Origin of the sequence: Streptomyces sp. H39-C1 (genome assembly GCF_027158125.1) — a bacterium.
Lineage (GTDB): Bacteria > Actinomycetota > Actinomycetes > Streptomycetales > Streptomycetaceae > Actinacidiphila > Actinacidiphila fildesensis.
On the sequence record NZ_JAPVLS010000030.1, the window covers coordinates 84,871 to 99,759 of the forward strand.

Genomic DNA, 14,889 nt, shown 5'->3' on the forward strand with positions numbered 1-14,889 from the left:
CCCCGAACGGCGACGGCGGCCTCGGGGACTGGCGGGCGCTGGCCGAGGCAGTGGGTACGAGATGGCCCGGACCACCGGCCGGACTGCGACCGCGCGCGACATGGGCCACCTGCCCATCTGCGAGAGCCTGGCATGGGTCGCCACCCGGCCGGGACTGCGCTGTCTGTACACCCACCTGAACAACACCAACCCCGTGCTGGACCCGCACTCCGCCGAGTACCGGGCTGTCCGCGCCGCAGGAGTGGAGGCGGCGGCGGACGGCCGGCTGCTGGAGCTGGGACGCGGCGACGGTCCGGGGGCGCCTCGTCCGACGACCCCGCTCGCCGTTCGACACCCCCTTCCTCTGGAGGACTCCGATGAATGTGCACCGACGCAGGTTCTTGACCCTCGGCGCGACGCTGGGGTTGTCCGCCGTCGCGGGAGCGCGGGCCGCCCTACCGGCGTCGGCGAGCATCGCCGACGGCGCCGCGACGCAGACGATGTACCTGACCGGCACGGACACCGACAGCACCGTCCCGTGGGACTTCCTGTGCACGGCCGGACGCCGCAGCGGGGCGTGGGGTACCCTGCCGACGCCGTCGCAGTGGGAGTTCTCGGGCTACGGGACGTACAACTACGGCGGGGCGCTCACGCCGGGGGAGAGCGGGAAGTACCGCCACAGCTTCACGCCGCCCGCCTCGTGGGCCGGCCGGCAGGTCTTCCTGGTCTTCGAGGGCGCGATGACCGACACCACGGTCACGCTGAACGGGAAGTCAGCCGGCTCCAAGCACCAGGGAGCCTTCTACCGGTTCCGCTACGACGTCACCGCGCTGATCCTCCCGGGCAAGAGCAACCTGCTCGAGGTCACCGTCGACAAGGACTCCTCGAACACCTCGGTCAACCAGGCCGAGCGGCAAGGCGACTACTGGAACTTCGGCGGCATCTTCAGGCCGGTGTACCTGCAGGCGTTCCCCGCCGCGCGCGTCGACCGGGTCGCGATCAAGGCGGAGTCGAACGGGGCGTTCGCCGTCGATGCCTACCTGGGCGGAAACGTGGCCAGCGGCCGGGTGGCCGTCCAGATCAAGACGCTCGACGGCACGAACGTCGGCGGCAGCTTCTCGACCGCGGTGTCGGCCGGCACCTCGCGCGTGACCGTCTCCACGAGCGTCTCGAACCCGAAGCAGTGGACGGCCGAGACCCCGAACCTCTACCAGGCGGAGGTGGTGCTGACCAACTCATCGGGCGCTCAGGTGCACGGGCTCACCGAGCGGTTCGGCTTCCGGACGGTACAGGTACGCGCCGGCGACGGCCTCTACGTCAACGGGACGAAGGTCGTCCTCAAGGGCGTGACCCGCCACACGTTCTACCCGACCCTCGGCCGCGCCTCCAGCCCGCGCCTGGCGCGCGAGGACATCGCGCTGATGAAGGCGATGAACGTCAACGCGGTGCGGATGTCGCACTACCCGCCGGACACCTACTTCCTCGACCTGTGCGACGAGTTGGGGCTCTACGTCCTGGACGAGCTCGGCGGGTGGCAGCACAGCTACGACACCGCGGCGGGCACCCCGCTGGTGCAGGCGATGGTCACCCGGGACGTCAACCACCCCTCGATCCTGTTCTGGGACAACGGCAACGAGGGCGGTTGGAACACCGCTCTCGACGGCCTCTTCGGCTCCTGGGACCCGCAGAAGCGGACGGTGCTCCACCCCTGGTCGAATTTCGGCAACATCGACACCAACCACTACCCGACGTACTCCGCGGTCCAGTCCAAACTGGCGGGCTCGACGGTCTTCATGCCCACCGAGCTCCTGCACGGCCTCTACGACGGCGGGGCCGGTGCCGGACTCGACGACTACTGGAAGCTGATGGCCACCGCCCCGCACTCGGCCGGCGGATTCATCTGGTCGCTCATCGACGAGAGCATCCGCCGCGACGACGGCGGCGGCGCGATCGACACCAACGGCAACCGGGGGCCGGACGGCATCGTCGGCCCATTCCGGGAGAAGGAGGGCAGCTTCTACACGATCAAGGACATCTGGTCACCGGTCCAGCTGAGCAGCCCCTCGTACTACGAGTCCTCCTTCCCCAGCAGCTTCGATGCCACCGTCGGACTGACGAACCGATACGCGTTCACCAACCTCTCGTCTTGCAGGTTCAGTTGGCAGCTGATCAACTACGCCACGCCGGGCGGCGCCGGTCACACGGTGAAGGCGCAGGGGTCGAGTGCCAGCCCGAACATCGCGCCCGGCGGCAGCGGGAAACTCATCCTCGGGCTCCCCGGGAACTGGGCGGACTCCGACGCGCTGCGGGTGAGCGTCGCGGACGCGTCGGGGGCGGAGATCACCGCCTGGGTCTGGACCATCAAGAAGGCCGCCGACCACATGCGCCGGATCGTCGTGGCGGTTCCGGGCGCCCCGTCGGTGACCGCGTCCCAGAGCACCGACACGGTCACGATGAACGCCGGCACCACCAGCGTGCGCATCGCCCGCGCCAGCGGCCGGCTGACCTCGATCAGCAGGAACGGAACCGCGGTGTCGCTGGCGAACGGACCCGCTCCGGCGGCCGGCTCCTCGACGCTGACCGGCCTGACCCACGCGCAGGACGGTGCCGCCCACACCGTCACCGCGACCTACTCGGGGAACCTGCAGACGGTGCGGTGGCGCCTGGACAGCAACGGGTGGCTCCGCCTGGACTACACCTACAACCTCACCGGCAGCCACGATTATCTCGGCGTGAACTTCGACTACCCGGAGTCGAAGGTCACCGGCGTCACCTGGCTGGGCCGCGGACCCTACCGCGTCTGGAAGAACCGGCTGCGCGGGGTGACCACCGACGTGTGGACCAAGGCGTACAACAACACCGCCACGGGGAAGACCGGTTTCACGTACCCGGAGTTCAAGGGCTACCACGCCAACCTGTACTGGGGTTCGCTCCACACCACGGAAGGGACGATCACCATCGTGTCCGCCCAGGAGAACGTCTTTCTGCGGCTGTTCACGCCGAGCCAGCCGTCTGACTCCGGCAACGCCGCCGCCCCCTTCCCCGGCGGGAACCTCTCCCTCCTGGACGGGATCCCGGCGATCGGCAACAAGTTCCACGCCGCGAACGCCGTCGGCCCCGCCGGCCAACCCAACACGGCCAACGGAACCTACGCACGCACCGTCTACTTCCACTTCGCCAGCTGACCGGCGCCGTCCCCTCGGCGCAGCCCACAGCTGCCGTCCGCACGTCCGTCATGAGATCCCCTTGGAGCCTGCTTGTGTCCGATGCGCTCGCCCCTTACGGCCAACTCCGCCCCGGCTCGCTGCCCTCGCGTACCGAAGCGGTGCTGGACGCGGTCAAACACGGAATCCTGGTTGGTGAGTTGAAGCCGGGGCAACCGCTGGTGGAGACCGAACTCGCCGCCCTGCTGGGGGTGTCGAAGACGCCGGTGCGCGAGGCGTTGAAGACGCTGGCGGGCACCGGTCTGGTGATCATGAGTCCCTACCGGGGGGCCTGGGTGCGCGAGGTCGACGAGGCCCTCGCCCGCAGCGTATACGACATGAGGCTGCTGCTGGAGCCGGTCGCCGCGGCGCGGACCGTGGCGACCCCCCGCCGCTCCTGGGACGCGGCGGAGGCCGCCCTCGACCGTGCGGACCGGGCCGTGGACACCGCCGAACGATCGCTGGCGAACCGGGACTTCCACCGGACGCTGTACGCGGACTGCGGAAACCCGCTGCTCGTCGGTTCGTTGGACGGGCTGCGCGACCAGACGGCTCTGGTGTCCAGTGCCGCCTGGGCCGTCCATCCGTCCTGGGAGATGGAGGCGCGGGAGCACCGGGAGATTCTTCGCGCCGCACAGAGCGGCAGGCCCGACCTGGTGGGCGACCTGCTCCGTGGCCACATAGGCGCCTTCATGGCGCGCAACTTCCCCGAGAAGTCGACGGATTAGGAGCGTCATGACCTTGGGCACCTCACACTTCGACGGCCTGCGCGCCCGGCTGGCTACGGTGATCGCGATTCCGGTGACACCCTTCTCCCCCGACGGAGCGGTGGACTGGGACAGCCACGCGGCGCTGATCGGCCGGCTGATCGACCATGGCGTGCACGTGGTCACGCCCAACGGCAACACCAGCGAGTTCTACACCCTCAGCACGGCGGAGGCACGGCGGGCGGTAGAGTCCACCGTCGCGGCGGCCGGAGGACGGGCGGACGTGATGGCCGGTGTCGGCCTGGACACCGCGGGAGCGGTCGCGTCGGCACTGCACGCCGGCGGCGTGGGGGCAAGTTCGATCATGGTGCACCAGCCCGTTCACCCCTACCGCTCGGCGGAGGGGTGGATCGACTACCACCGGGCGATCGCGGAGGCGGTGCCCGACCTCGGCGTCGTCCTCTACATCCGCGACGAGCGCGTCAGCGGCGAGCAGATCCGAAGGCTCGCCGACTACTGCGCGAACGTCGTCGGGGTGAAGTACGCCGTTCCCGACCCGGTGCGCTTCGCGTGCGTGGCACGTGACGCGGGGCTGCGGCGGTTCGCGTGGATCGTCGGGATGGCCGAGTTGCACGCCCCCGGCTACTGGGCGACCGGCGCGGTCGGCTTCACTTCCGGCCTGGTCAACGTGGTTCCCAGGCTGCCGTTCGCGCTGTTGCGGGCCCTGGAGGACGGGGACTACCCGGGCGCCATGCGGGTGTGGGAGTCGGTGCGGTCCTTCGAGGAGCTGCGGGCCGCCGACGCGTCCGCCGACAACGTCAGTGTGGTCAAGGAGGCGCTCACCCAGCTCGGCCTGAGCCGAAGGACGGTACGGCCGCCGTCGCGGACCCTGCCGACGGCCGTCCGGAATGACATCGACGCACTGATCACGCGGTGGCGGACGGAGGGCTGGCTGTGATGGCGCACCACGACGGGGGAGCCCATGCCGGGGACGGGAACAGGCGGGTGAAGCCGCTGCGCAGCGCGGCCTGGTTCGGCAGTACCCACGACGCCACCGGCGGTGGCCTGCGGGCCTTCAGTCACCGCTCACGCATGCGGCAGCTCGGCTACCTCCCGGAGGAGCACCTGGGCAAGCCGGTCATCGCGATCCTCAACACCTGGTCCGACATCAATCCCTGCCACATGCACCTGCGGGAACGGGCGGAGCAGGTCAAACGCGGGGTGTGGCAGGCCGGCGGATTCCCGCTGGAGTTTCCCGTCGCGACCCTCTCGGAGACCTTCCAGAAGCCCACGCCCATGCTGTACCGCAACCTGCTGTCGATGGAGACGGAGGAACTGCTGCGTTCGTACCCCGTGGACGGGGCCGTGCTGATGGGCGGCTGCGACAAGACCGTGCCCGCGCTGCTCATGGGAGCGGCGAGCGCCGGCCTGCCCGCCCTGCTCGTCCCGTCAGGTCCCATGCTGCGCGGCCATTACCGCGGGCAGACTTTGGGAAGTGGCACCGACCTGTGGGCGTACTGGGACGAGTACCGAGCAGGACGGATCGGCGAGTGCGAGATGTCGCAGGTGGAGTGCGGCCTCGCGCGGTCGCCGGGCCACTGCATGACTATGGGCACGGCATCCACGATGACCGCTGCCGCCGAGGCCATGGGCATGGCCCTGCCCGGCTCCTCGGCCGTTCCGGCGGTGGACTCCGCCCATCACCGGATGGCCGCGGCAGCCGGACGGCGCGTCGTCGGCTTGGTGAAGGAGGACGTCACTCCGGCGTCCGTCATGACCCGGGAGGCGTTCGAGGACGCCGCCGCGACCGTACTGGCCCTCGGCGGCTCCACCAATGCGCTGATCCACCTCATCGCCATGGCCGGACGGCTCGAGGTCCCGTTGTCCTTGGAGGACTTCGACGCCATCGGCCGCCGCGTCCCGGTCCTCGCTGACGTCCGCCCGGTGGGCGCCTATCTGATGGAGGACTTCTACTACGCCGGCGGACTACCGGCACTGCTGCGGCAGCTGAACGAGATCCCGGGGGCGTTGCACCCGGACCGCTCCACTGTGGCCGGCCATTCCTTCGCGGCGTACTTCGCCGACGCCGAGATCCACGGACCCGCCATCCGCAGACATGACGAACCCCTCCACGACGAAGGCGGCGTAGCCGTCCTGCACGGCAATCTCGCGCCGGGCGGCGCGGTGATCAAACACCTGGCCGCCGCGCCCGAGTTGCTGTGCCACACCGGCCCCGCCGTCGTCTTCGACTCCTACGCCCAGCTCAGGGAGGGCATCGACGATCCCGCCTTCGACATCACCCGGGAAACTGTCCTGGTGCTGCGCGGCGCGGGACCGCTCGGCGGGCCCGGCATGCCGGAGTACGGAATGCTGCCCATCCCCGCGTACCTGCTGGAGAAGGGGGTCACCGACCTGGTGCGGATCTCCGACGCCAGGATGAGCGGCACCAGTTACGGAACCTGCGTCCTGCACATCGCCCCCGAGTCCCACGCGGGCGGCCCGCTGGCGCTGGTACGCACCGGGGACATGATCACCCTCGACGTCGGGCGCCGCCTCCTGCAACTGGACATCGACCCGGTCGAGCTGGAGGAACGGCGTCGCGCCTGGCGGCCGCCGGAGCTCCAGGCCACCCGCGGCTACGGCGCCCTCTTCAACGAGCACGTCACCCAGGCGGACGAGGGGTGCGACTTCGACTTCCTCGCCTCACCCGGCCGCAACCCGGCACCCGACCCGCGCTGAGGCGACACACCACCTGCCCACCGCACAGCCGATTTGGCCACCGCACCAACGAAAGGTTCGATGCGTCATGTCTGAACTCCCCGGAAGATCCGTCCCAACCCCCCGCGGTCTCCCGCGCCGCCGGGTGTTGTCGACCCTGGCCGTCGCCGGGGCCGCCGCACCGGTCCTCGCGGCTTGTTCCTCCCCGAGCAGCCCCAGCAGCAGCAAGGACCCCGCACCCACGTCACTGGGCACCACGCCGAGCAAGCCGGTCACCCTCAACATTCTCGACGTGGCCGGGAACCTGGCCCTGACCAAGCCGATGATCGAGGCATTCAAGTCCGCGCATCCCGACGTCGTCTCCCGCGTCACCTACAGCACCGGCACCGCACCGCAGCTCTCGTCGAAGGTGCAGGCGCAGCAGCAGGCGGGCAACGCGCAGATCCACCTGGTCCTCACCGGCACCGACGGGCTGGCCGCGGGCATCCAGAAGGGCCTGTGGTACAACGTCAAGCCATACTACGACGCGTTCTTCCCCGGGTTGATGGCCAACTACCAGCCGGCCGCGGCCTCCATGACGACACTGGCGCAGGACCAGGGCATCGAACTGGTCTGGTACCCGTCGGGGCCGCTGCTGGAATACGACCCGGGCAAGGTCACCAGCCCCCCGGAGACCCCGGACGCGCTGTTGGACTGGGCGAAGGCCAACCCGGGGAAGTTCCAGCACGCGCGCCCGGCCAACTCCGGCCCCGGCCGGACGTTCCTGATGGGTCTGCCCTACCTGCTCGGTGACTCCGACCCCACGGACCCGACGAACGGGTGGTCGAGGACGTGGGCGTATCTGACGGAGCTGAACAAGCACATCGAGTCCTACCCGTCCGGGACGACCGACACGATGAAGAACCTCGCGGCGGGCACGGTCCACATGATCGCGTCCACGACCGGCTGGTACATCAACCCGCGCGTGCTGGGCACGGTGCCGCCGCGGATGAAGGTGGCCAAGTTCCAGACCTTCACCTGGGTGTGCGACGCCCAGTACGGGGTAGTGCCCAAGGGCGTTTCGTCCGACACGCTGACCGCGGTCCTGCGGCTGCTGGCGTGGATGCTCACCCCGGAGCAGCAGGCGTTCGCCTATGACCAGGGCTACTTCTACCCCGGTCCCGCGGTCAAGGACGTGCCGCTGAGCAAGGCACCCGCGGCGTCGCAGAAGGTCATCGCCCAGTTCGGCGAGCCGCAGTTCGACAGCTGGATCCAGCAGTACCCGATCAAGAACTCCCTGCCGGCCACGACCCAGGTCACCGCGTTCGACCTGTGGGACCGCAGGATCGGATCGACGAAGTGAGTGCTGTGACCCCGACGAACCCCATCACCCCCGCCGGCGACCGACCGATGGAGGCGCGGTCCGCTGACGACCGGGCCGGCTCGCAACTGGGCGAGCTGCGCCTGCACGGCGTCACCCGCGACTACGGCACGCACACCGCGCTGCACCCGCTGGACCTGACCGTGCACGGCGGCGAGTTCGTCGCCCTGCTCGGCCCGTCCGGGTGCGGGAAGACCACCGCGCTGAACTGCCTGGCCGGCCTGCTGCCGCTGACGGGTGGTGAGATCAGTCTGGACGGACGCCGGATGGACACCCTGCCGCCGGAAAAGCGCGGCTTCGGCATGGTCTTCCAGAACTACGCGCTCTTCCCGCATCTGACCGTCCGGGCCAACATCGCCTTCGGCCTGAAGATGAGGAAGACGCCCAAGGCGGAGATCGACCGACGCGTCGAAGCCGTCCTGTCCCTGGTCAGGCTCGACGAACAGGCACGCAAGCACCCCGGCCAGCTCTCCGGCGGCCAGCAGCAGCGGGTCGCGATAGCCCGCGCCATCGTCCTGCAGCCGCCCCTGGTGCTGATGGACGAGCCCCTGTCCAACCTGGACGCGGCCCTGCGTCTTGAGATGCGCAGCGAGATCCGGCGCATCCACCAGGAGTTCGGCCTGACCACGCTGTACGTGACACACGACCAGGAGGAGGCGCTGTCGCTCGCTGACCGCCTGGTGGTGCTGCACGAGGGCAGGGTCAGCCAGATGGGCACCCCCGCCGATCTGTACGAGCACCCCGCCAACTCGCACGTCGCGGCCTTCATGGGCTACCGCAACCTGCTGCACCTGGAGGTCGCGTCCGCCGACTCCCGTGGGCTGCTGGCCCGGGGGCGCGGGCTCGAACTGCGCGGCACGCCGGTCGGCGACCGTACGCCGGCCGCCGGCGAGCAGGTCGTAGTCGCCATCCGTCCCGAGGACATCCACCTCGCCCAGGACGGCGCCGACGTCGAAGCCGTGGCCGAGATCGTCGAGTACCACGGGCGGCTCTTCCACATCGAAGCCATCACGGCTGCGGGCGACCGCGTGCACTTCAAGTCCGCCACCCACGTGCACCCGGGCGACGCCGTGGGCCTGATCGTCCCCGCCGAGCGGGCGCTGGTATTCGCACGCGATCCCGAGGACGGGCGGGAGGCCACCGGATGAGCGCCGCTGGCCGTCCCCCCGAGTCCCGGTCCGCCCCGCCCGCGCCCGGGCGCACCGCGCTGCGGCACCGGCTGGCAGAACGCGGTGTCGACCGCACCCTGCTGCTGCTCGTCCCCGGCCTGCTCGCGGTGATCGCGCTGTTCGCGTACCCGTTCCTGTACGGGCTGCAGCTCTCCTTCCAGCCCGAACACGGCGGTGTCTTCGGCTCCTACCGCGACTTCTTCACCAACTCCTTCGCCGTCGGCTCCATCGCCATCACCTTCAAACTCGCCGTACCCGCCGCACTCATCAACGTCGGGGCGGCCGTCCCCATCTCCTACCGGATGCGGCAGGACTTCCGCGGCAAGCGGCTGCTGCTCGCGCTGCTCGTCGTGCCCATCACACTGGGCACGGTCCTGACCGCCGAGGGCATACTGGAGTTCTTCGGCCCGGTCGGCTGGTTCAACCAGACCCTGCAGTGGCTCGGCCTGACCGACTCGCCCGTCCGGCTCACCCACAACTACTCGGGTGTCCTGCTCTCGCTGATCATCAGCGGCTTCCCCTTCGCCTTCCTCCTCACCCACTCCTACCTCTCCGGGATCAACCCGGCCCTGGAGCGCGCCGCCGCCACCCTCGGCGCCACCTGGTGGCAGCGCTTCCGGTACGTCACCTTCCCGCTGCTCCTCCCCGGGCTCATGACGACGTTCGTGCTGACCTTCGTGCTGGCCTTCGCGGTCTTCCCCTCCGCGATGATGGTCGGCGACCCCGACGGCAAGACCCACGTCATCTCCATCGAGGCCTACGAAACCGCCCTGGAGCGCTTCAACTACTCCGGAGGCTCCGCCATCGCCATGGTCATGACCGCCCTGATGCTCGCCGTCATCGGCCTCACCATGGCACTGCGCTCGCGGCTCTACCGCGGCTCCACAGGAGGCAAGGGATGACCGTCCCCATGATGTCCACAGCTCCCGTGAAGTCATCGCCCCGCCCTGCCCCGGTGCGCCGCCGGAGCATCACGCTGCGCCCGGGCGCCTGGGTGGTCTGGGCGGCTCTCGCCGCGTTCTTCCTCGCCGTGCTCGGCGTCATCGGCGCGGTGGTCCTCAACTCCTTCGGCCGGACCTGGTTCTCCGGCTGGGGGCCGCAGGGCTACACCACCTCCTGGTACAGCAAGGCCTGGAGCGAGTTCGATCTCGGCCAGGTCATGTGGGTCACCGTCGAGGTGTCCTTCCTGGTGGTCGCCCTGTCCCTGCTGGTCGGCGTCCCGGCCTCGTACGCCCTCGCCCGCCGCGACTTCCCCGGCAAGAAGTTCGTCAACACGCTGTTCGTGCTGCCGATCCTGGTGCCACCGATCGCCTACGGCATCCCGCTGGCCACCGTGCTGTACAAGTTCCACCTGGCCGGGTCGCTCACCGGCGTCGTTCTCGCCAACCTGGTCCCGTCCATCCCCTTCGTCATCTTCACCATGACGCCCTTCATCGAGCAGATCGACCCCCGTCTCGAAGCCGCGGCGCGGATGTGCGGCGCCTCGACCAGGTCGGTCCTCGTCCGCATTCTCGGGCCGCTGCTGCTGCCCGGGATGCTCGCTGCGGGCATCCTCGTGCTGGTCCGCACGTTCGGCATGTTCGAACTCACCTTCCTGACGTCGGGGCCCGACAGCGAAACCCTCATTGTCGCTCTCTTCTCCGCCGTCTTCTCCGCGGGTATCCGCAGCCCCCAGTCCATCGACGCCATGGCCGTCATCTACACCACGTCCATGGCGGTGCTCCTCCTGATCGCCCTGCGGTTCGTGAACCCGACCCAACTGGTCGCACGCGATGCGAGCTGACCCCCGACCCGTGCCAAGCTTCTCCGAACTTCGATATGTCTCATGAGACACAGCTCGGTGCGGCTTGGACGGTCCATCCAGCCTGCCTGGGCAGCAATGGAGTCAACACCGGGAACGCCCGCCGCGCCGCCGTTCAGTCCTGGCTCGCTCGGTGCGTCGAGCGCGGCCACGACGCCCCCGCCGCGCCCCCTGGACCAAGCATTTCACCCCGCTCGACTCCGACACCCCCGCCCACTCCCGCACCGCCATCGACCGGCTCATCGGCCGCCGCGGCATCCACGTGCGGGAGAGGACACTGTGGCGGATGCTGTACGAGACCTGCGCGCGGGCTGAGGAAACCCTCCCCCTCGACATCGAAGACTTGACCTTGCCGTTCGTTGTGGCCAGGTCAAGGCCAAAGGGGGCGATCCCCATCACGCGCCGCGGCGGCGCCGCCCGCGACCAGTACGTGCTGCAGACCGTCTATTGGGATGCTGGCACCGCCCGCCTCCTGCCCCGCCTGCTCACAGGCCGTACCCACGGCCCGGTCTTCACCACCCGCGGCGAGCCTGCCCCCGGCAAGCCCGGCCCCGGCAAGGTCTGCGACGCCCGCGGCGTCTGCCTCGTTGCGCGGTTCAACCACTACAAGCCCGCAGCAATCTTCCTTCGCGAGCAGGCCGACCTCGGCCCGGACATCGACTCCGCGACGATCGCTCGGGCCGACCGACTATTCACCCGGCTCAACTCCCGTCACCCCAAGCGCTGAGCCGAGGTTCTGACGTCGCTCTGACCGATGTTGGGGAATGCGTCCCGCGCCACACCGACGCCTCCGTCCCGACCGCAGCGGTCGGGGCGGAGGCGTCGGTCCATCGTGCTCGGGGTGCACGGCAGGCCGGTAGCGGCGTCACCGCCACTGCCGGCCTGCCGTGCGGTACCTCATATATGAGTCCTCTCCGACCTGGGGAGAGGATTTCGGTGGATGGCGGTCCGGGCGGGCGTCTGTCTGACGAAGCACCTGCCTGGACCGGGTCGACCGGTCGCGTGGGTGTGTGCCGTTGGAGGGCGAGCTCGTCACATGTCCACGGACGTCATGAGGCCGCGGGGATGTTCCACTTCTGGTTGGTGCCGCCGTTGCAGTCCCAGATGGCGAGTTTGGTGCCGTTGGCGGTGTTGCCGCCGGGGATGTCGAGGCAGCGCCCGGAGGCGGGGTTGACCAGAGTGCCGTTGCTGACGTTCCACTGCTGGTTGCCCTGCCCGTTGCAGGTCCACAGGTTCACCAGGGTGCCGTTGACGGTCGCGTTGCCGACGATGTCCAGGCACAGGCCGTTGTTCGTGACGGCGCCGTTGCCGACGGTCCATTGCTGGGCGCCGGAGCCGTTGCAGTCCCAGATGTCGACCACGGCGCCAGGAGCGGTCGAGCCGGTGTAGTCGTCCAGGCACTTGCCGGCGTTCAGGGCCGAGGTGACCGGTCCGGTGCCCGTTCCGCCTCCGGTGCCGGAGCCCGGGGTGATGGAGAGGCTGTCGAACTGGTCGGTGCGGTAGCCCTGGATGCCGAGTCCGGCTTGTCCGGACTGGAAGGAGGAGTCGTTCACCGATCCGATCTGCTTGCCGTCGACCTTGGCGGTGATCTGGCTGCCCTGGAAGGCGAAGGACAGGTTGTGCCAGGTCCCGGTGCCCAGTGCGGTGGTGGTGCCGGTGGCCAGAGTGTGGTTCGAGCCGTCCGTGTACATCTTCTCGATCCACCACTGCCCGGTGTCACGGATGCGCAGGTAGTACGCGTTCATGTGCGATTGTGGGCGCAGCTGGGTGTTGGCCCGGCCGAGCAGTTCCGTGGTGCCGGCGCCGCGCAGCAGCACGTCGGCGCTGACGGTGTAGTTCGACCAGGCGGTGTCACCAACGAGCGTGTACGCGTCGGAGTCGCTCTGCCACTCGATCGGCTTGACGGGCGCCATCTGCTGCACGCACTTGCCGGAGCGGCCGGTGCAGGGCTGGACCTCGAAGGAGCCCTGCATGTCGGACATGTACCGGGCCTGGGTGCCGGTGGCGTAGCCGTCGAAGTTGTCGTTGTGGGGGAGGGCGAGGGAGTGGACGGCGGGCGCGGTCGCGGTGCCCTTGCCCGCGGTGTTCAGGGTGCTGACGGTGTAGGCGTAGCCGGGCTGCATCGTCAGGGAGTACGAGCCGTTGTTCGGCGTGATGTCCTGCGTGTGGCCGAAGGACGTCGCGTCGCTGCTCGCGTTGAGCTTGGTGGCCCACACGTGCACCGTGCCGGTGGACAGTCCGCCCTGGACGTGTACGTTGACGGTCTGCGACGAGCCGGAGGTGGTGGTCTCCAGGACGGTGGAGTAGTCGGAGGACGTGTTCGACTTGAGGGTGATGTAGCTGCCGTTGCTCTCGGAGCCGCCGAGGTAGCCGGAGGCGGAGTCGATGAACTTCCAGCCGGGTTTGGTGAACTGGGTGACCTGCGCGGTCGCCCAGGTGCTGGCGCCGATGGTGTAGTTGCCCGACCAGGGGGAGCCGGCGGTGGCGAGGCCGACGGTGGAGTAGGGCAGGTTGGGGGTGATCGCGGCGATCAGTGGCCAGTTGTAATAGCTGGTCAGGCGGGCGTCGGTGTAGCCGCGGGTGATCTGGCGGATCAGGGCGGGGGCGCCGGTGTTCATATCGTTGGAGCCGCCCTCGGAGTTCCACAGCGGCTTGCCGCTGTTGCGGGCGGTGTTGGTGGTCGAGCAGGTCTGGCCGATGTTGTCGTTGCCGTATCCGCAGGTGTAGTGCGTTCCGATGATGGACACGGCGTTGCTGAACGCCTGGTTCTTCGCCATATCGTCGGCGACGTCCCAGCCGTTGTCGTTGGCGACGATCTGCACGCTGCCGTAGCCGGCGCTGTTCAGGGTGGAGCGCAGCTGGATATACCAGTTGGCGTCGTGGCCGCGTTCGTTCCAGCCGCCGAGGTACTTGATGCTCAGGCCGTGCTGCTTGGCGCAGCCCAGCCAGGACACGACGTAGTTGATGGTGTCGGTGGACCAGAAGCCGCCGTTGATCCAGCCGGGTGCGGTCCAGGCCAGGCCGTAGAGGGCGATGTCGGGGTTGCGGGCCTTGGCCTGCTCGGCCAGCCAGAACTCGTAACCTGCGTTGCAGTTGATGGTGCCGCGGGAGTGCTCGATGGAGGGTTCCGAGCCGTCGGTGGAGTTGGCGTCACCGCCGATCTCGATCTTCAGCGACTGCAGGGCTGCCCCGTAACCGGGCTTGAACATGTAGTCCAGAATCTGCGACTGCTGGGCCGCGGGGTAGTCGGTCAGCAGACGGGAGTTCCCACCGCCACCGCTGATCGCACCGATCCCGTCGAACGTCCGGCCGCTCTGCGAACCGTCCACCGCGATGGACGTGGTCGCCGCCTGCGCCGGCGTGCTGGTCACCGACAACACGGCGGCGAGCAGCGCCAAGGCCCATAACGGGGCAAATCTTTTGATTATTGGCATGAAGCCATCCTTCGACATGGGGGCGGAAGGAAGCGCGGCAAGCCCGAACGGAGCGCCGCGTACCGCCAGGAGGATGGTTCACATTGTGCTGTCGTGTTTCTTTTTAGGTCAACCCTCACGACAAGGAAACAAGTTCACACACTTTCCGATTACTGCGACACCACAGGTCACAGGCGCGGAGGTCGGCGTCAAGACGGTCCTCATCCCGGCCCCGGGGTCCGGGCGATTACGGCGGCTTGCGGCATTCCGATCGTGCTTCCCTTGGAGGGGACTTCATGCACCAGGCTTCCGACGAGCGCTACGACGCGATGACCTTGCCCCTGCCGATAACCTCATCCGTGCAGGTCACGCGGCACGTTGGTACTCGTGGAGGATGCCGCCGAGTCGTTCACGTCTACGTATGTCTAGGCGGTCGATCTGTTCTGGATCGGTGACGGGAACCGGCAGCGGGTGCAGTGGGCGGGCGTTGGCGATGCCCTGATGGGGCCGGTGGGAGTTGTAGTGCTCTTCGAACTCCC

Annotated in this window: 10 protein-coding genes; 9 read left to right on the forward strand and 1 reads right to left on the reverse strand. The window is 68.9% G+C overall.

The window, feature by feature from the left end; translation table 11 throughout:
- Window positions 1-356 precede the first annotated feature (356 nt).
- From O3W51_RS21060 to O3W51_RS48490, 9 genes are all read left to right on the forward strand, one after another.
- Window positions 357-3,164: a glycoside hydrolase family 2 TIM barrel-domain containing protein gene (locus O3W51_RS21060; RefSeq protein ID WP_244809546.1), complete on the forward strand. Its 2,808-nt coding sequence runs from the start codon at window positions 357-359 to the stop codon at window positions 3,162-3,164.
- A gap of 74 nt (window positions 3,165-3,238) precedes the next feature.
- Window positions 3,239-3,910: a GntR family transcriptional regulator gene (locus O3W51_RS21065; RefSeq protein WP_244809548.1), complete on the forward strand. Its 672-nt coding sequence runs from the start codon at window positions 3,239-3,241 to the stop codon at window positions 3,908-3,910.
- Window positions 3,911-3,917: 7 nt separating this feature from the next.
- Window positions 3,918-4,847, forward strand: coding sequence for a dihydrodipicolinate synthase family protein (locus O3W51_RS21070; protein ID WP_269287148.1), 930 nt, complete (start codon window positions 3,918-3,920; stop codon window positions 4,845-4,847).
- Window positions 4,847-6,628: an IlvD/Edd family dehydratase gene (locus tag O3W51_RS21075; protein WP_269287149.1), complete on the forward strand. Its 1,782-nt coding sequence runs from the start codon at window positions 4,847-4,849 to the stop codon at window positions 6,626-6,628. The genes O3W51_RS21070 and O3W51_RS21075 overlap by 1 nt, the downstream gene beginning before the upstream one ends.
- Window positions 6,629-6,695: 67 nt before the next feature.
- Window positions 6,696-7,949 carry an extracellular solute-binding protein gene (locus tag O3W51_RS21080; protein ID WP_138357528.1) on the forward strand — a complete coding sequence of 418 codons (1,254 nt, stop codon included), beginning with the start codon at window positions 6,696-6,698 and terminating at the stop codon, window positions 7,947-7,949.
- The gene (locus tag O3W51_RS21085; protein WP_244809550.1) at window positions 7,946-9,115 is read left to right on the forward strand and encodes an ABC transporter ATP-binding protein; all 1,170 of its coding nucleotides are present in this window, start codon (window positions 7,946-7,948) and stop codon (window positions 9,113-9,115) included. Before O3W51_RS21080 ends, O3W51_RS21085 begins: the two co-directional genes overlap by 4 nt.
- Complete coding sequence (locus O3W51_RS21090; protein ID WP_138357529.1) at window positions 9,112-10,038, forward strand: ABC transporter permease; 927 nt, start codon at window positions 9,112-9,114, stop codon at window positions 10,036-10,038. Before O3W51_RS21085 ends, O3W51_RS21090 begins: the two co-directional genes overlap by 4 nt.
- Window positions 10,035-10,919 carry an ABC transporter permease gene (locus O3W51_RS21095; RefSeq protein WP_138357530.1) on the forward strand — a complete coding sequence of 295 codons (885 nt, stop codon included), beginning with the start codon at window positions 10,035-10,037 and terminating at the stop codon, window positions 10,917-10,919. The genes O3W51_RS21090 and O3W51_RS21095 overlap by 4 nt, the downstream gene beginning before the upstream one ends.
- A gap of 304 nt (window positions 10,920-11,223) precedes the next feature.
- Entirely contained in the window at window positions 11,224-11,664 is a 441-nt protein-coding gene (locus tag O3W51_RS48490) for a hypothetical protein (protein WP_138357531.1), read from the forward strand.
- 322 nt (window positions 11,665-11,986) lie between these two features.
- On the opposite strand, the gene O3W51_RS21105 is transcribed toward O3W51_RS48490, so the two are convergent.
- The gene (locus O3W51_RS21105) at window positions 11,987-14,371 is read right to left on the reverse strand and encodes an RICIN domain-containing protein (RefSeq protein WP_269287150.1); all 2,385 of its coding nucleotides are present in this window, start codon (window positions 14,369-14,371) and stop codon (window positions 11,987-11,989) included.
- Between the last annotated feature and the right edge of the window lie 518 nt (window positions 14,372-14,889).

Coding starts and splice junctions, on each gene's coding strand:
- O3W51_RS21060 (WP_244809546.1), top strand. CDS start 357: ATGAATGTGCACCGACGCAGGTTCTTGACCCTCGGCGCGACGCTGGGG.
- O3W51_RS21070 (WP_269287148.1), top strand. CDS start 3,918: ATGACCTTGGGCACCTCACACTTCGACGGCCTGCGCGCCCGGCTGGCT.
- O3W51_RS21075 (WP_269287149.1), top strand. CDS start 4,847: ATGGCGCACCACGACGGGGGAGCCCATGCCGGGGACGGGAACAGGCGG.
- O3W51_RS21095 (WP_138357530.1), top strand. CDS start 10,035: ATGACCGTCCCCATGATGTCCACAGCTCCCGTGAAGTCATCGCCCCGC.
- O3W51_RS21090 (WP_138357529.1), top strand. CDS start 9,112: ATGAGCGCCGCTGGCCGTCCCCCCGAGTCCCGGTCCGCCCCGCCCGCG.
- O3W51_RS21080 (WP_138357528.1), top strand. CDS start 6,696: ATGTCTGAACTCCCCGGAAGATCCGTCCCAACCCCCCGCGGTCTCCCG.
- O3W51_RS48490 (WP_138357531.1), top strand. CDS start 11,224: ATGCTGTACGAGACCTGCGCGCGGGCTGAGGAAACCCTCCCCCTCGAC.
- O3W51_RS21105 (WP_269287150.1), bottom strand. CDS start 14,371: ATGCCAATAATCAAAAGATTTGCCCCGTTATGGGCCTTGGCGCTGCTC.